This is a genomic window from Agrococcus sp. Marseille-P2731 (assembly GCF_900117395.1).
Taxonomy (GTDB): Bacteria; Actinomycetota; Actinomycetes; order Actinomycetales; family Microbacteriaceae; genus Agrococcus.
Window position 1 is genome coordinate 1,170,326 of record NZ_FPEG01000003.1, and the last position, 16,006, is coordinate 1,186,331.

Genomic DNA, 16,006 nt, shown 5'->3' on the forward strand with positions numbered 1-16,006 from the left:
AGCCGACTGCGGATGCGCCCACCCGCCCGTCGAGGAGCGCCGAGCGGAGCGAGCCGCGTCACGAGACGCAGCCGGCTGCGGATGCGCCCACCCGTCCGTCGAGGAGCGCCGAGCGGAGCGAGCCGCGTCACGAGACGCAGCCGGCGGGAGCCCCCGCCGAGCCGGCAGCCGCCGCCGAGCCCGCAGCCCCCCGCCCGCCCCTTACAAACATCCGACGCTGCCGGCGAAGAGGGCACGGTCGACGCCGGCGTGCGGCGCGGCGTCAAACCAACGACCGAGCCAGTGGGTCGCTGCGAGCGTGCTCGTCGCGCTCGCGATCATCGGGCTCGCCACGATCGTCGTCGCGCTCGCCCGCTGGATCACCGGCCTCGAGCCGGTCGCGGCGTTCATCGAGCAGTACCACGGCACCTACCCGCTGCCCGAGGGCGCCCCCGTCGGGCTGCCTGCCTGGCTGGGCTGGTCGCACTTCTTCAACGTGCTGCTGATCGCGCTCATCATCCGCTCGGGCCTGCAGGTGCGCGGCGAGCGCAAGCCGCCCGCCTCCTTCACCTCGAAGCGCACGGGCGCGAAGGTCTCGCTCACCGTCTGGCTGCACACGAGCGTCGACGTGCTGTGGGTCGTGAACGGACTCGTCTTCGTGGTGCTGCTGGTCGCCACGGGGCAGTGGATGCGCATCGTCCCCACCAGCTGGGAGGTCTTCCCGCACGCCATCTCGGCCGCCCTGCAGTACGCCACGCTCGACTGGCCGGTCGAGGACGGCTGGGTCAACTACAACGCGCTGCAGCAGATCGCCTACTTCGCAACCGTCTTCATCGCCGCGCCGCTCGCGATCATCACGGGCCTCCGCATGAGCACCTGGTGGCCGAAGGGCGCCGAGCGGCTGAACCGCGCGTACCCGATCGAGTGGGCACGCGCCGTGCACTTCCCGACGATGCTCTACTTCGTCGTCTTCATCGCGGTGCACGTGCTCCTGGTCTTCGTCACCGGAGCGCTCCGCAACCTCAACCACATGTACGCCGCGCGCGACGCCGACGACTGGCTCGGCTTCGCGTTCTTCGCGGGCTCGATGCTCGTCGTCGCGGGGGCGCTGCTCCTGGCGCGGCCCGCGCTGCTCAGCCCGATCGCGAGCCGCTTCGGCTCGGTCACCGCGCGGTAGCCCCGGCGGCCGGGGCGGGCCCGAGATCGCGTGGCGGTCGGATGCGCCGCGGCACGGCAGGATGGACAGGTGAGCGAGAGCATCGAGACCGAGCACCGCCGACCGATCTGGGCACTGGTGGGCATCGGCCTGCTGTCGGGGTTCCTGTCGGGCATGTTCGGCATCGGCGGCGGCATCGTCATCGTGCCGCTGCTGGTGCTGCTGGCGAAGTTCCCGCGCAAGCTCGCGGCGGGCACCTCGCTCGGCGCGATCGTGCCGGCCGCGCTCGTCGGCGTCGCGAGCTATGCGGCGGTCGGGCACGTCGACTGGCTCGTCGCGCTGATCCTGGTCGTCGGCTCGGTCGTCGGCGCGCAGCTCGGCGCCCACCTGCTGCACAAGCTGCCGGTGCTCGCGATCCGCTGGGCGTTCATCGTCTTCCTCGCGGCGGTCGCGGTGAGCCTGTTCCTCGTGGTGCCCTCGCGCGACGCGCAGCTCGAGCTCGGCGTGCTGCCGATCATCGGGCTCGTCGTGCTCGGCTTCGTCACGGGCGTGCTCTCGGGCATCCTCGGTGTGGGCGGCGGCATCGTGATCGTGCCGATGCTGATCCTGCTGTTCGGGCAGAGCGACGTCGTCGCCAAGGGCACCTCGCTCGCGATGATGATCCCCACCGCGCTCTCCGGCACGATCGGCAACCTGCGCCGCAAGAACGTCGACCTGATCGCTGCCGCCATCGTCGGCGTCGCGGCCTGCGTCACGACGGCGCTCGGCGCGGCCGCGGCCATCGCACTCGACCCGCGCACCGCATCCATCATCTTCGCCGCGTTCCTGGTGCTGCTCATCGTGCGCCTCGTCTTCGAGGCGGTCAAGCTCGGCCGCACGGAGTAGCGGCGGACGCCGGCTGCTCGCGGCGCGGGGGTCAGTCGACGTCGTCGATGAGCGTCAGGCAGAACGGGTGGCCGGCCGGATCGGCGAACACCAGGCAGTGCGCGGCGTTCGGCTGGTGGTCGAAGCGGCGGGCTCCGGCGCGCTCGACCCGCGCGGCAGCCTCCTCGAGGTCGTCGACGAAGAAGTCGATGTGCACGAGCGCGGGATCCTCGGGCCACCGCGGTGCCACGTAGTCGCGCACGCCCATGAACTCGAGGCGTCCGCCGTCGCAGCGCACCGATGCCCACTCCTCCTCGTGGGTGAAGGTGACGGATCCGCCGGTGATATCGGCGTAGAAGGCCGCGAGTGCGGTCGGCCGCGGGCACGCCAGCGTCGTCGAGCTGTAGCGGATCGCCTGTGACATGCCGCAACGGTAGCGCCGGCAGGGACCCTGCAGGTCGACTTCGGGACCCCTTCGCCCAAGCAGGACCCGGTGCACCGGGTCCGGCATGGCAGAAGGGGTCCTGCTGCGCCCGCTACGACGCGCGGCGCCCGCGAGGACGCGCGCGCTACCGCGAGCCCGCTGCGCCCGCTACCAGCCCATCGTGCCGGGCGAGCCCTTGAAGGGGCCCGTCACGCGCGACGTGATCCAGCCCCCGTAGAAGCCCCCCGGCTGCGGCTCGACGACCTCACCGGCCACCTCCACGCGATCCATCCGGCCCGGGTAGAGCGCCACGTGCCCGACCAGCGCCTCGAAGCCGGGGCTCGGCGTCGGGTAGCACCAGGCGGCGCCCTCCTCCGAGCGCCCGCCGCCCGAGACGGTCAGGTAGCTCGCGCGTCCCTTCCACTCGCACACGCTCGCCCCGCGGGCGCTCGTGAGCGCGCCGTCGACGAACGCCGTGCGCGGCAGGTAGTAGGTGGGCGGATGGCTCGTCTCGAGCACGCGCAGCGACTGCCGGCTCGTCGCGATCACCTCGCCGCCGAGCACGACGCGCACGAGCTCGTCGCTCGCCTCGACTCGCGGCGGCCGCGGGTAGTCCCAGACCGATTCGACCTCTGCCATGCGTGCCTCCTACTTGACCACGTCGACCGACTCGGTGGCCGGCGGCAGCGTCAGCGTGCCGGTGCGCGTCATGCGGTCGCTGCGACGCACCCGGATCCAGTAGATGGCGCCGACCACGAACGCGATCGAGCACGTGCCCGCCGCGACCAGGATGCCCATGCGGGGGCCGAACGCATCCGCCACCCACCCGACGATGGGTGCGCCGATCGGCGTGCCGCCCATGAAGACCGCGCCGTAGAGCGCCATCACGCGCCCGCGCATCTCGGGCGCAGCGGTGAGCTGGACCATCGAGTTCGCGTTCGTCATGAACAGCTGCGCGGTGAAGCCGGCGATCGCGAGCGCGGCGCCGAACAACCAGATGTTCGGGGTCCAGGCGGCGAGGCCGCACGCGATCACGAACATGCCGATGCCGCCGACGATCGCCGTCCAGCGCGGCCGCGACGCGCGCGCCGACAGCAGCGCACCCGTCACCGAGCCGATCGCCATGGCGCTCGAGAGGATGCCGAAGGTGTCGGCCTGCGCCTGGAACTCGATCGACGTCATGGTCGAGATGTAGATGGGGAAGTTCAGGCCGAAGGTGCCGAGGATGAACGCCATCACGAAGATGACGAGCAGGTCCTTGCGCTTCTTGACGTACCGGAACCCCTGCACGATGTCGCCGAAGCCCTTCGCGCCACGTGGCGCCGGTTGCAGCTCGGTGGTGCGGATGCGCGCGAGCGCGACGAGCATGGCGACGAACGTGACGGCGTTGATCAGGAAGACGGGCCCGGGTGCCACGAGCGCGATGAGGAGGCCGGCGACGGCGGGGCCGATGAGGCGGGCGCCGTGGAACGAGGCGGAGTTCAGGGCGACGGCGTTGGCGATGTCGGTCTGGCCGACGAGCTCGGAGACGAAGGCCTGGCGGGCAGGCATGTCGAAGGCCTGCACGATGCCGAACATGAGCGCGAAGACCTGCACGTGCCACAGCTCGACGATGCCCGTGGTGACGACGACGCCGAGGGTGAGCGCGAGCACGCCCATCGCCGACTGGGTGACGAAGAGCACCTTGCGGCGGTCGTACTTGTCGGCGATGAGCCCCGAGATGGGCACGAGCAGCAGCTGCGGGCCGAACTGCAGCGCCATGTTGAGGCCGACGGCGGTCGCGTCGTTGGCGGTGAGCACGGTCAGCACCGTCCACGACAGCGCGGTGGACTGCATCCACGCGCCGACGTTCGAGATGAGTGCGCCGACGAACCAGGTGCGGTAGTTGAACAGCCGCAGGGATCGGAACATCATTGCTCTGCCAACCGCTCGAGCAGCGGGATGGCCTTCGCGAGCGTCTGGCGCTCGTCGGGCGTGAGCTTCGCCAGGGAGTCGGCGAGCGTGCGGTTGCGCTGCTCGCGCATCGAGGCGATCATGCTCTCGCCCTTGTCGCTGATGCGCAGCACCACCATGCGGCCGTCGCTCGGGTGCGGGCTGCGCTCGACGTAGCCGAGGTCCTCGAGGTGCTGCAGGGTCTTGACCATGCTCGGCGGCTTCACGCACTCGGCGGCCGCGATGCGGGCGAGCGTGGGCTGCTCGAGCTGCTGCATGGTGCCGAGCGCCGACAGGTGGTGCAGCGACAGCGATTCGTCGGTGCGCTGCTGGCGCATGCGGCGCCCGAGGCGCACGAGCGCGACGCGGAGGGAGTCTGCGAGCGCGATGATGGCCATGTCGTTAGTCTATCTCACGACCGCGGGGCCGCGCCTGAGAGCGCAGATCACCGCACGCTCGGCGAGTGCCGAGCCGCAGGCGGCCGCGTCAGCCGTTCGAGGCCGCGGAGGCGCCCGAGGCCGCGGACGCCGAGCCGACGGGTGCGACGGGGGCGGGCGCGGGCACCGGTCGCGGTGCCTGCTGCTGCGCGGGAGCCGGAGCAGGCGCAGGTGCCGGGGCCGGAGCAGGAGCCGGCGCAGGCGCAGGAGCAGGTGCCGGCGCGCTCGCCGCGACGGGCGCTGAGGTCGCGGTCGCCGCCGGCGGCGACGTGGGCGTCGGCGCGAGGATGTCGCTGCCCGTCTTGAGCGTGATGCCGGCGGCCTCGAAGGTGTCGCCGCCCGCCGCGTGCCCCCGGATCTGGCTGCCCGACACGGGAGTGCCGCTGGCGTCCTGCACGCTCATGGCGTTGGCGATGCTCATCGCGCCGAGGCCGATGGCGCCGACGCTGAGGAGGCCGGCCGAACCGACGAGGACCCACTGGCTGCGCTTCATGGCTCCAGCCTGGCGCTCGGGCGTGAGGTGAGCAGGAGCCTCAGATGAGAGCTCTCTCATCTTCGCCGAGCACGGGCTGCAGGATGCGGGCGCCGATCGCGAGCTGCGCAGCGGCTGTGACGAGGTCGCCCCGCTCGGTGGGAGCGAGGGCGTGCGCGAGCACGTGCACGGCCGTGCGGTGCGCGACGCGCAGCACTCCGGGGCGACCGGGTGCGAGCCAGCGCCCGCACGCCGCCTCCAGCAGTCGGCCGAACCCCGCGGCGCGCCCCTCGTCGCCCTTCGCGAGCACGATCGACGCGACCAGGTGCCCGATGAAGGCGGCCTCGTCGTCGGCGGGGTCGCCGAGCCCGGCGGTGTCGATGTCGATGACGCCGGAGATCGCGCTCGCGTCGCCCTCGTCGACGAACAGCTGCCCGACGTGCAGGTCGCCGTGCACGGTGCGGCGCACCGCGTCGTCGACGACGAGGTCGGATGCGTCGACCGACGCGACCATTGCAGTCACGACCGCGAGCGGCTCGGTGAGCGCCGCGACATCGGCTCCCGCAGCATCCTCGCCCCGAGCGACCGCGAGCTCGGCCACCGCGCGGCCGAGCGCCGCGGCGATGCGCTCGGTGTACCAGCCGTGGCGCAGCGCGAGCGAGGCGCGCGCATCCCGACCGGTGTCGACCGCTGCCATCGCAGCGCGCAGCGCCTCGATGGAGTCGAGCAGCCGCTCGGGATCGAGCGCGTCGAGGCGCGCGGTGATCGGCGCGCCCGCTGCGGTCTCGGTCAGCACGATGCCGAGCTCCGACCAGCCGGTGATGGGCGGCACGGGCACGCCGCCGCCGCGCAGCGACTCCTGCAGCGCGACGATCGACGACGACGCCGCGGGGCGCACGATCTTGAGGTATGTGTCCCGCTCGCCCGCGCGCATCCGGAACATCGCGCGCTTGCCGGGCCGGTAGACCAGCAGCTCCGGCACCCGGTCGATGCTGACGCCGAGCCTGCCCATGAGCGTCGCGGCGGCATCGGGGAAGCTCGCGGGCGCGAGGGCCGGGAGCCGCGGGTCTGCCGGGTGCAGCCAGATGCGCGCCTCGGGGTGCTCGGGGTCGCCGAGCACGAAGCCGGTCTCGGCGTCGACGCGCTTGCCGGAGGTGTCGACGTACCAGTAGCGCTTCGGCTCGCTGCCCTCCTCGAAGCCGGTCAGCGCACCCGAGCCGTAGGGCTCGCGGCTCAGCACGCGCAGCGGCCCCGCCAGGTCGTCGCCGAGCGCGTCGCGCAGCATCTGCTCCTCGATCGAGCGCGGTGCCGAGAGCGGCGCGGGCGGAGGCGTCGATTCGTTCACCCGTCGATCTCAGCAGACCGCGGCGCCGCGAGCCTGAAGGTGAGGGTTCTCTCACCCGCAGCGCTGCGCGTGAGCTGGCAGGGTTGAATGGGAGCATGCCCGACGGAGCCCTGCCGCGCCTGCGCACCTGGACGGTGCGCTCGCGCATCGTGCTGCTGCTCACCGTGCTCACGCTCGTGTCGGTGCTCTCGGCCGGCGTCGTCGCCTACTTCGTGGAGCGCGGCCGCGTCGTCGAGCAGATCGACGCGAACCTCCAGACGGCCCTCGACTCCGGCATCTACACGGTCGCCGACCCCGACGAGGGCTGGGACTCATCCGAGGCGGCGCTCGAAGCCGTCGTGCAGCGCCTCGCGCCGGATGACAACACCGGCACGCTCGGCATCGTCGGGGGCCTGCCGGCGCTCGTGCCCGGCATCCAGACCGACGTGCAGCTCGAGGCGCTGCCGGGCTTCGTCGACCGGATCGTCGCCGAGACCGCAGAGCACCAGACCGTGATGGGCACCTACGTGCACGAGGACGGCACGAGCGTGCGCTACCTCGCGGCTCCCGTCACGGTCGGCGAGGTCGACACGAGCCGGCCGCCGAGCGCGATCTTCGTCACCGGCTACGACGTGGCGGGCGAGCTCGCCGAGATCGACGACGCCGCCCGCGTCTACCTGATCACCGGCCTCGCCGCCGTCGTCGGCACCTTCCTCGTGGCCCTCTGGGTCTCCGGCCGGCTGCTGCGGCCCGTGCGCCGCATGAACGCGGTCGCCGAGCGCGCCTCCGCCGCCAACCTCTCCGACCGCATCCCGGTCGACGACAGCCGCGACGACGTCTCGCAGCTGGCCCGCACCGTCAACCGCATGCTCGACCGGCTGGGCGGCGCGCTCGACAGTCAGCGCGAGCTGCTGCGCGACGTCGGCCACGAGCTGAAGACGCCGATCACCATCGTCCGCGGCCACCTCGAGCTCGTCGACACGAACGACCCGGCCGACGTCGCCGCGACGCGCGATCTCGCGATCGACGAGCTCGACCGCATGGCGCGGCTCGTCGACGACCTGCGCGCGGCCGCGCGCCTGCGGGATCCCAGCGCCTTCGACATCCGCCCCACCGACCTGCGGGCGCTCACGGAGTCGATCGCCGCCAAGGCCCGTGCGATGCGCGGCGCCGGCGCCGAGGAGGCGGCGGCCGCGATCGACGACACCGTCGTCAGCACGCCCGTCAGCGGCATGCTCGACCCCGACCGCATCACCCAGGCGATGCTGCAGCTGGTCGCCAACGCCATCCGCCACGCCGAGGGACCGATCACGATCGGCTCGCGCTCGCGCGGCCGCGACGTCGAGCTGTTCGTGCGCGATCGCGGCCCCGGCGTGCCCGACGATCTCAAGGGCGTGATCTTCGAGCGCTTCCGCCGCGGTCTCGCCGAGGGGCGCGGCGACGGCGGCTCGGGCCTCGGCCTCTCGATCGTGCAGCTCATCGCCGAGACGCACGGCGGCAGGGCATGGGTGGCGGATGCGTGGAGCAGGCAGGCGGGCGACGACGCGCCCCGTCGTGGCTCGGAGTTCATCCTCACGCTGCCCGGTGCCGTCATCGTCGAGGACGGTGGGCAGCCCGGCCCGCACGCGCATCCGCACCCCGCGCCGCAGACGCTGCCGGCAGTGCCGGTGCCGCAGCCGCCGCTGCAGCCGGCGGGGCAGCAGCCCGCGCAGCGCCGGGCCGCGCAGCAGACCCTTCCCACCGCACGCCCGAACCAGGCCGAGGAGCATCCATGGCATCGATCCTGATCGCTGAGGACGAGGCGCGCATCGCGTCGTTCGTCGAGAAGGGCCTGAAGTCCTCTGGCTACACGACCCGCGTCGCCACGACCGGCCACGAGGCGCTCGACCTCGCCCTCACCGACGAGTTCGACCTGCTCGTGCTCGACATCGGGCTGCCGGGCATCGACGGCTTCGAGGTGCTGTCGCAGCTGCGCGGCTCCGGCTCGACGATGCCCGTGATCATCCTCACGGCCCGCGCTGGCGGGGCCGACACGGTCGCGGGCCTCGAGGGCGGCGCTGACGACTACATGGCGAAGCCCTTCCGCTTCGACGAGCTGCTCGCACGCGTGCGGCTGCGCATGGCGACGAGCACCGCGAGCGCCTCGCCCGCGAGCGAGCTGAGCCACCACGGCCTCGAGCTCGACATCCGCACCCGTCGAGCGACCGTCGACGGGCGTGCCATCGACCTCTCCGGTCGCGAGTTCGCGCTCGCCGAGGAGCTCGTGCGCCACGCCGGCCAGGTGCTCTCGCGCGAGCAGCTGCTCTCGCGCGTCTGGGGCTACGACTTCGACCCGGGCTCCAACGTCGTCGACGTCTACATCCGCTACCTGCGCAACAAGCTGGGCGCCGACCGCATCGAGACGGTGCGGGGGATGGGCTACCGGCTGGTCTGAGGTCGCGGCGCCGCGGGTCGCGGCAGCCCACGCTTCAGCGCTGCACGCCTGCGGTGATGCGGGCGCGCTGCAGCAGGAGCCTCGCCGCCTCGCTCGAGCGCTCGGCCGCGCGGACCGCGTGGCCCATCATGTGCAGGGCCGCGAGCGCGGTGGTGTGCGGGTCGCGCAGCCAGCGGTCGCTCGCCGCGTGCACGAGCTCGCGCAGCAGGGCGGCGTCGGCGTCGCGGCCGGCGACCTCGTTGCGCACGGCGCTCGCGGTGGCGTGGCCGATGAACGCGGCCGCGTCGTCGCTCGGGTCGCCGAGCCCCGCGGTGTCGACGTCGATCACGGCGGAGACGGCGCCGTCGGTGAAGAACAGCTGCCCGATGTGCAGGTCGCCATGGATCACCCGCGGCGGGCCGACCCGCCGCAGGTGCGGCACCAGCGCGGCCGGCAGCTCGAGCACCTCGCGCCGCTGCTCGGGCAGCCCGGTGGCGAGGCGCTCCACGTGCCAGTCGAGCCGGCTGCCGACCGAGGCGCGCGCCACGCGGTGCGTGCGCACGCCGAGGAGCTGCTCGCGCAGCGCGTCGGCGGCGTCGAGCAGCGCCTCCGGTGCCATGGTCGCCGCGGCGACCGGTCCCGGCGTGCCGGCGGCGTCGCGCACGACGAGCGCCCCCGCGCGCGACCAGTGCACGACGCGCGGGGCTGGCACACCGGCGTCGCGGCACGCCTCGTGGATGGTGGCGAGGTCCTCCGCCTCGCCGGGACGCACGACCTTGACGAACATGTGCCTGCCGAGCTGCGTCATCCGCACCACCGCGCGGCGGCCGGGTCGGTAGGCGAGCACGCGCGCCTCGATCGGGCCCGGTGTGCTGCCGCCCGCCATGGCGATGCGCGTGAGCCGCGCGGGGTCGAGCGCCGTGCGCAGCGCCGGCAGCCTCGGGTCGAGCGGATGCTTCCAGATGCGCGCGACGATCAGTCCGGCTCGGTCGCGGATCACGAAGCCGGTCTCCTTCGCGACCGCCTGGCGCGAGGTGTCGACGAACCACTCGCCGCTCTCGGCGCCGTCGTCGACCGTGAAGCGCGCGATGCGACCCTCGCCGAATGGCTCACTGGAGACGAGGCGACCGGGGTGCCCGATCGCCTTCTCCAGCAGCCGCTGCTCCAGCACCCGTCCATCGTCGCAGTGGACGGCTGGGACACGCCGCAGAGCGGTGGAGCTCCGAGGGCGAGGCCCTTTCGGGCCTCGCCGCGACCCCAGCTCCGAGCCCCGTCCCGGGGCTCGGTCGACGCTCAGCCCTGCTCTGCCGTGCTGCACTCGTCGAGCAGGCGGGCGCGCAGCGGGCCGAAGACGCGGTCGAGCACCGCGAGCGCCTCGTCGTCGAGCCCCTCGAGGAAGAGGTCGTCGACGTGGCGGGCGTGCACGGGCCTGGCCCTCCGCAGCCGCCTGCGACCCGCGTCGGTGAGCACCGCATCCGTGCCTCGCCGGTCGTTCGGGCTCGGCTCGCGCGTGACGAGGCCCTCCTTCTCGAGCGCGGTGACGCGGTAGGTGAGGCGGCCCGGTGCGAAGGCGAGGGCGCGCGCCAGGTCGCCCATGCGCAGGCGCAGCCCCTCTGCCTCCGACAGGAGGAGCAGGACGTTGAAGTCGCCGAGGTCGAGGCCGCTGGAGGCCTTCAGCCGGCGCTCGAGCTCGTTCGTGAGCAGCTGCGAGCCCTCGATGTAGCCGCGCCAGGCGCGCACCGCCAGCTCGCGGGAGCTCACGCGTGCCCCAGCATCTGCTCGAACGAGACGAAGGCCTCGCCCTCGGTGTCGAAGGGATCGGCCTCGCGGCGGCGCGGCATCGCGACCATGAGGTCGGCGAGCTCCTGCCCCGCGCGGGCGATGCGGCGGTCGAGGCCGGCGGTCGTGCCCCAGTCCTCGCTCGCGGCGAAGACGCCCGTCGGCACGACCTGCGCCTTGAGGTAGGCGAACATCGGGCGCATCGCGGTGTCCATGACCATCGAGTGCCGGGCCGAGCCCCCGGTCGCCCCGAGGGCGGTGGGGATGGAGGCGAGCTGGCCCTCCTCGATGACGTCGAAGAACGACTTGAACAGACCCGAGTAGCTCATGTTGAAGGTGGGCGTGACGGCGATGATCGCCTCCGCGTCCACGACCTCGCTGATCGCGGCGGCGAGCGCCTCGCTCGGGTTGTGCGTGAGCATGTGGCTCGCGATGTCCTGAGCGAGGGGACGCAGCGTCACGTCCGCGAACTCGGCGTGCTGGCCGTGCGTCGTCAGCGCGGCGAGGGTGGCGTCGCGCAGTCGGTCGGCGAGCAGCTTGGTGCTCGAGGGCTCACCGAGCCCGGCCGAGACGACGGCGATGCGCGGGCTGCTCACGCCACGCGCTCCGAGTCCTGCCGGGCGATCGATGCGCCGGTGTCGAGGTCGGTCCGGGCGCTCTGCTCGCGCCAGGCGTTGCCCTGCTCGCCCATCTGCGTGCCCGCCTCGCGGGCTGCGGCGACGCGCGCGGCGTGCGTGGGCGCATCCGGCACCCCCGCCTGCCGCACCGAGTCGAACTCGCGGCGCAGCACCGGCACGACCTCGGTGCCGAGGATCTCGATCTGCTCGAGCACCTCCTCGAGCGGCAGGCCGGCGTGGTCGACGAGGAACAGCTGGCGCTGGTAGTCGCCGGCGTAGTCGCGGAACGCGAGCGTGCGCTCGATGACCTGCTCGGGCGTGCCGACCGTGAGCGGCGTCGCCTCGGTGAACTCCTCGAGGGAGGGTCCGTGGCCGTAGACGGGTGCCACGTCGAAGAAGGGGCGGAAGCGCTCCTTGGCCTCGCGCTCGGTCGACTTCATGAACACCTGGCCGCCGAGGCCGACGTAGGCCTGCTCGGGCTCGCCGTGGCCGTAGTGCGCGAAGCGCGAGCGGTAGAGCCGCACCATGCGCTCCGTGTGCTCCTTGTTCCAGAAGATGTTGTTGTGGAAGAAGCCGTCGCCGTAGTACGCGGCCTGCTCGGCGATCTGCGGCGAGCGGATCGAGCCGTGCCAGACGAAGGGCGCGACGCCGTCGAGCGGCGCGGGCGTCGACGTGAAGCCCGTGAGCGGTGTGCGGTGCTTGCCCTGCCAGTTGACGACCGGCTCGTGCCACAGCTTGTGCAGCAGGGCGTACTGCTCGATCGCCAGCTCGATGCCGTCGCGGATGTCCTTGCCGAACCACGGGTAGACGGGGCCGGTGTTGCCGCGACCGAGCGTGAGGTCGGCGCGGCCGTCGCTCAGGTGCTGCAGCATCGCGAAGTCCTCGGCGATCTTCACCGGGTCGTTCGTGGTGATGAGCGTCGTCGCGGTCGAGAGGATGAGCCGCTCGGTCTGCGCGGCGATGTAGGCGAGCGTCGTCGTGGGGGAGGACGAGAAGAACGGCGGGTTGTGGTGCTCGCCGGCGGCGAAGACGTCGAGCCCGACCTCCTCGGCCTTCTTGGCCATCGCGACCCAGCCCTTGATGCGCTCGTGCTCGGTGGGAGTGCGGCCGGTGGTGGGGTCCTCAGTGAGGTCGCTCACCGAGAAGATGCCGAACTGCATGCTGCTCATGGGTGGTCCTTCCGTCGCGGACAAGTCTTTCAAAGTTGAACAAAGAGTGCAACGGCTTGTACCCCCAGCCTATTCCTGCGCTCTCGACCGGGCTATCGGTCGGCGGATGCGCGGGGGAGCGGCGCGCAACCAGCCGCCCGGTCGAGCGCGTCGCTCGACCGGTGACAGCGGCGCCCGGCCGGACCATCCGGTCGCAGGCGTCCCACACCGGTTGACGGACGATCGCGCACCGTGTGCGAGGCACCGACGGGCGCTCACACGGCCGCGGTGTCGCCAGGGCCCTCGACCGCCTCGCTCGAGGTGTCCGCCGGGTCGCGCTGCGCACGGCTCAGCAGCACGAAGGGCACCGCCGCCGCCGAGATGACGCCGCTCAGCAGGAGCGACAGCCCATAGCCGCCGAGGTCGGCAGAGCGCCCCAGCACGGGCTGCGCGATCGCGCTGCCGCCAGAGCCCAGCAGCGAGTCGAACGACAGCACGGTCGCCCGCTGCTTCGCCGGGATCAGGTCGTTGAGGTAGGCGCGCCGCACCGGATCGTCGATCGAGGACATCACGCCCCAGAGCGCCACGAGGACGACCGCGACCCAGAAGCTCTGCACGAGCCCGAGCCCGACCAGCACGACGACGCCCGTGACGGTCGAGAGCAGGATCGTCGACGTGCGCTTGCGGAACCACCGTCGCACGACCGGCGCGAGGAGGCCGCCGAGCATCGCCGAGCCCGACAGCAGGGCCGCGGCGAGGCCGGCGATCGAGTAGGCCTCGGGGTCGCCCCACAGCAGCAGCAGGTGCGGCTGCAGCGCGTAGAAGGCGTAGAAGCCGACGCCGGCGGTGAAGGGGCTCGCGAGCATGAGCCACCGCACCGGCGGGTTGCCGAGCCCGTGGCGCAGCGACGCCCGCAGCACCGTGCGCGTCGCGCGCAGTGGGCCCTCGCTGCGATCGGGCGTGAAGCCGAGGTCACGCATCAAGAGCCCGGCGATCACCACCATCACGACGAGCACCCCCGCCCGCAGCAGGAAGGGCACGCCCAGGTCCGTCAGCTGCGCCACCACCCCGCCGAGCACCGAGCCCACCAGCATCGCGCCGCCGCTGACGATCACCGAGCGGCCGAACACCTTCTCGAGCGAGCCCTCGTAGCCCGTCGCCTGCAGCGCGTCGACGAGCCACGCATCCACTGCCCCCGTGAAGAACGTGAAGCCGAGCCCGAGCAGCATCGAGGCGAGCGCCCACGCCCAGAAGGGCGCCTGCCACAGCCACATGAGCCAGTAGAGGCAGGTCGTCACCGCGAGCGTCGCCGAGCCCAGGATGTACGACCAGCGCCGCCCCATCGTGTCGGCGACGACGCCCGTGGGGATCTCGAACACGAGCACGCCGATCGTGTAGAACGCGTTGGCGGCGAAGGCCTCGAGGTTCGTGAGCCCCGCATCGAGCAGGAACAGCGTGTTGATGCCCCAGATGAACGACGCCGCGAGCGTGTTGCCGAGCACCAGCACGTAGTAGGTGCGCTGCACGCGGCCAGGGGTCTGCGCGGTCATCCGCGGGGCTGCGCGCGAGCGGCGACCGATGTCATAGGGCCAACCATGGCACGCGGATGCGCGGGGCGACAGCGCGGGTCGTCGCACGTGCCGCCGATCCGAGCGGCGACCGATGCCTCACCAGCCGCGTGCGCCTGCGCGTGCGCGAGGGCGCACGCGTGCGCGTGCCCGCTTGCGCACGCGTGCGCGTCGTAGCAAGCGAACCTCAACGCGGCTCCGCAGGCGGCTCGCTACCGTGGCCGACCGTCGAGCCCGCCCACTTCGGCGCGCCCGCATCCCGGAACCGACACGCGCAACGAGACGAGACGCATCAGCCATGCCCCCTGAGCACGCCGCAGCCCACCCTGACCGCACGCCCGTCGACGCCCGCCTCGCGTCGGCGCCGGATGCATCCGCCGCCCGCACCGCCGGCTCGGCACCGCAGGCAGGGCGAAGGCTCGAGGTGGACGACGTGCTCGTCGTGAGGACCGGCCGCGTGCGCAAGGCGATCACCGGCACGGTCGTGGGCAACTTCATGGAGTGGTTCGACTTCGGCATCTACGGCTACCTCGCCGTCACGATGACCGCCGTCTTCACCTCTGGCCTCGACGAGAACCTCGGCCTGCTCGTCGTGCTGCTCGGCTTCGCGATCTCCTTCCTCGTCCGCCCGATCGGCGGTCTCGTGCTGGGGCCGCTCGGCGACCGCATCGGGCGGCAGAAGGTGCTGTTCTTCACCATGGCGATGATGGCGCTCGCGACCGCGCTGATCGGCCTGCTGCCCACCAGCGGGCAGATCGGCGGCTGGGCGATCGTGCTGCTCTACGCCCTGAAGATGCTGCAGGGCTTCTCGACCGGCGGCGAGTACGCCGGCGCATCGACCTACGTCACCGAGTTCGCTCCCGACCGCTCGCGCGGCTTCTGGGCGTCGTGGCTCGACGTCGGCTCCTACGTGGGCTTCGCAGCCGGCGCCTCGACGGTCGCGCTCGTCACCTGGATCACCACGTCGATCTCTGGCGCCGACGCCATGGTCGAGTACGGCTGGCGCATCCCCTTCCTCATCGCGATCCCGCTCGGCGTCGTCGCGATCTGGTTCCGCCTGCGCATCCCCGAGACGCCCGCCTTCGAGCAGCAGCTCGAGCAGGCCGACGCCGAGCCCGACGCCGGCGATCCGCTCGCGCGCCACGGCATCCTCGGCACGATCCGCCACCACTGGCGCGTCATGCTGATCGCCGCCGCGATCGTCGCCGCGACGAACACCGCCGGCTACGCGCTCACGAGCTACATGCCCTCCTACCTCGAGCGCACGGTCGGCACCTCGAACCTCTTCGCCGCGATCGTCACCGTGCCGGTGCTGATCGGCATGTCGGCGCTGCTGCCGGTCCTCGGCCGCCTGTCCGACCGCGTCGGCCGCAAGCCCGTCTACGTCGCCGCCGTCGCCGCGACCCTCACGCTCATGGTGCCCGCGTTCTGGCTCATGCAGATGGGCGAGGTCTGGTCGGTCGTCGTCGCCCTCTGCATGGTGGCGCTGCCGGTGGCGCTGTGGGTCGCACCGTCGACGTCGGCGCTGCCGGCGCTCTTCCCGACGGCGACGCGCTTCGGAGCGATGGGCATCGCCTTCAACATCTCGGTGTCCCTCTTCGGCGGCACGACGCCGCTGTTCAGCGAGGCGCTCATCCAGCTGACGGGCAACACCTACATGCCGGCGTTCTACATCATGCTCTTCGCCGTGCTGGCGGGCATCGCGCTGCTGACCATGCGCGAGTCGGCCAAGCGCCCGCTCGTCGGCTCGGTGCCGACGGTCGAGACGCGCGCCGAGGCCGTCGAGCTCGTCGAGGGGCAGGACGACAACCCCTACCTCGACACCGCGTCGATGCCGCTCATCGCGAGCGCTCCCGATCCCGACGCCGAGCTGGCCGGCACGCGCAGCTGAGA

Annotated in this window: 16 protein-coding genes; 5 read left to right on the forward strand and 11 right to left on the reverse strand. The window is 72.4% G+C overall.

The genetic code is table 11. The annotated features are described in order from the left end of the window. The first annotated feature begins 298 nt into the window (after positions 1–298). Both BQ6202_RS13815 and BQ6202_RS13820 read left to right on the forward strand, forming a co-directional pair. Complete coding sequence (locus BQ6202_RS13815; RefSeq protein ID WP_072314945.1) at positions 299–1,156, forward strand: cytochrome b/b6 domain-containing protein; 858 nt, start codon at positions 299–301, stop codon at positions 1,154–1,156. Between the two features lie 69 nt (positions 1,157–1,225). Next, positions 1,226–2,020, forward strand: coding sequence for a sulfite exporter TauE/SafE family protein (locus BQ6202_RS13820; RefSeq protein ID WP_072314946.1), 795 nt, complete (start codon positions 1,226–1,228; stop codon positions 2,018–2,020). A gap of 31 nt (positions 2,021–2,051) precedes the next feature. Here the strand turns inward: BQ6202_RS13820 and BQ6202_RS13825 are convergent, their stop codons facing one another. The 6 genes from BQ6202_RS13825 to BQ6202_RS13850 all read right to left on the reverse strand — a co-directional run bounded on the left by BQ6202_RS13825 (position 2,052) and on the right by BQ6202_RS13850 (position 6,609). After that, complete coding sequence (locus BQ6202_RS13825) at positions 2,052–2,423, reverse strand: VOC family protein (RefSeq protein ID WP_072314947.1); 372 nt, start codon at positions 2,421–2,423, stop codon at positions 2,052–2,054. A 168-nt stretch (positions 2,424–2,591) separates the two neighbouring features. Then, positions 2,592–3,062, reverse strand: coding sequence for a DUF427 domain-containing protein (locus BQ6202_RS13830; RefSeq protein ID WP_072314948.1), 471 nt, complete (start codon positions 3,060–3,062; stop codon positions 2,592–2,594). Between the two features lie 9 nt (positions 3,063–3,071). Next, entirely contained in the window at positions 3,072–4,337 is a 1,266-nt protein-coding gene (locus tag BQ6202_RS13835; protein WP_083587304.1) for an MFS transporter, read from the reverse strand. Beyond that, positions 4,334–4,753 carry a MarR family winged helix-turn-helix transcriptional regulator gene (locus BQ6202_RS13840; protein WP_072314950.1) on the reverse strand — a complete coding sequence of 140 codons (420 nt, stop codon included), beginning with the start codon at positions 4,751–4,753 and terminating at the stop codon, positions 4,334–4,336. Before BQ6202_RS13840 ends, BQ6202_RS13835 begins: the two co-directional genes overlap by 4 nt. 88 nt (positions 4,754–4,841) lie before the next feature. Further along, entirely contained in the window at positions 4,842–5,285 is a 444-nt protein-coding gene (locus BQ6202_RS14935) for a hypothetical protein (RefSeq protein WP_159433651.1), read from the reverse strand. A 40-nt stretch (positions 5,286–5,325) separates the two neighbouring features. Continuing rightward, entirely contained in the window at positions 5,326–6,609 is a 1,284-nt protein-coding gene (locus BQ6202_RS13850; RefSeq protein ID WP_072314951.1) for a phosphotransferase, read from the reverse strand. A 95-nt stretch (positions 6,610–6,704) separates the two neighbouring features. On the opposite strand from BQ6202_RS13850, the gene BQ6202_RS13855 reads away from it, so the two are divergent. Both BQ6202_RS13855 and BQ6202_RS13860 read left to right on the forward strand, forming a co-directional pair. Continuing rightward, positions 6,705–8,375 carry a sensor histidine kinase gene (locus BQ6202_RS13855; protein WP_072314952.1) on the forward strand — a complete coding sequence of 557 codons (1,671 nt, stop codon included), beginning with the start codon at positions 6,705–6,707 and terminating at the stop codon, positions 8,373–8,375. After that, complete coding sequence (locus tag BQ6202_RS13860) at positions 8,360–9,022, forward strand: response regulator transcription factor (protein ID WP_072314953.1); 663 nt, start codon at positions 8,360–8,362, stop codon at positions 9,020–9,022. Before BQ6202_RS13855 ends, BQ6202_RS13860 begins: the two co-directional genes overlap by 16 nt. Positions 9,023–9,056: 34 nt before the next feature. Here the strand turns inward: BQ6202_RS13860 and BQ6202_RS13865 are convergent, their stop codons facing one another. The 5 genes from BQ6202_RS13865 to BQ6202_RS13885 all read right to left on the reverse strand — a co-directional run bounded on the left by BQ6202_RS13865 (position 9,057) and on the right by BQ6202_RS13885 (position 14,095). Further along, positions 9,057–10,172: an aminoglycoside phosphotransferase family protein gene (locus tag BQ6202_RS13865; RefSeq protein WP_072314954.1), complete on the reverse strand. Its 1,116-nt coding sequence runs from the start codon at positions 10,170–10,172 to the stop codon at positions 9,057–9,059. Between the two features lie 122 nt (positions 10,173–10,294). Continuing rightward, positions 10,295–10,762: a MarR family winged helix-turn-helix transcriptional regulator gene (locus BQ6202_RS13870; protein ID WP_072314955.1), complete on the reverse strand. Its 468-nt coding sequence runs from the start codon at positions 10,760–10,762 to the stop codon at positions 10,295–10,297. Beyond that, positions 10,759–11,376 (reverse strand): FMN reductase, encoded by a 618-nt coding sequence (locus BQ6202_RS13875; RefSeq protein ID WP_072314956.1) that lies wholly within the window; start codon positions 11,374–11,376, stop codon positions 10,759–10,761. The genes BQ6202_RS13870 and BQ6202_RS13875 overlap by 4 nt, the downstream gene beginning before the upstream one ends. Continuing rightward, positions 11,373–12,557 carry an LLM class flavin-dependent oxidoreductase gene (locus tag BQ6202_RS13880; protein ID WP_072315209.1) on the reverse strand — a complete coding sequence of 395 codons (1,185 nt, stop codon included), beginning with the start codon at positions 12,555–12,557 and terminating at the stop codon, positions 11,373–11,375. Before BQ6202_RS13880 ends, BQ6202_RS13875 begins: the two co-directional genes overlap by 4 nt. Before the next feature lie 263 nt (positions 12,558–12,820). Continuing rightward, positions 12,821–14,095 carry an MFS transporter gene (locus tag BQ6202_RS13885; protein ID WP_072314957.1) on the reverse strand — a complete coding sequence of 425 codons (1,275 nt, stop codon included), beginning with the start codon at positions 14,093–14,095 and terminating at the stop codon, positions 12,821–12,823. Positions 14,096–14,537: 442 nt separating this feature from the next. Between BQ6202_RS13885 and BQ6202_RS13890 the strand changes: the two genes are divergently transcribed. Next, the gene (locus BQ6202_RS13890) at positions 14,538–16,004 is read left to right on the forward strand and encodes an MFS transporter (RefSeq protein WP_072315210.1); all 1,467 of its coding nucleotides are present in this window, start codon (positions 14,538–14,540) and stop codon (positions 16,002–16,004) included. Positions 16,005–16,006: the final 2 nt, after the last annotated feature.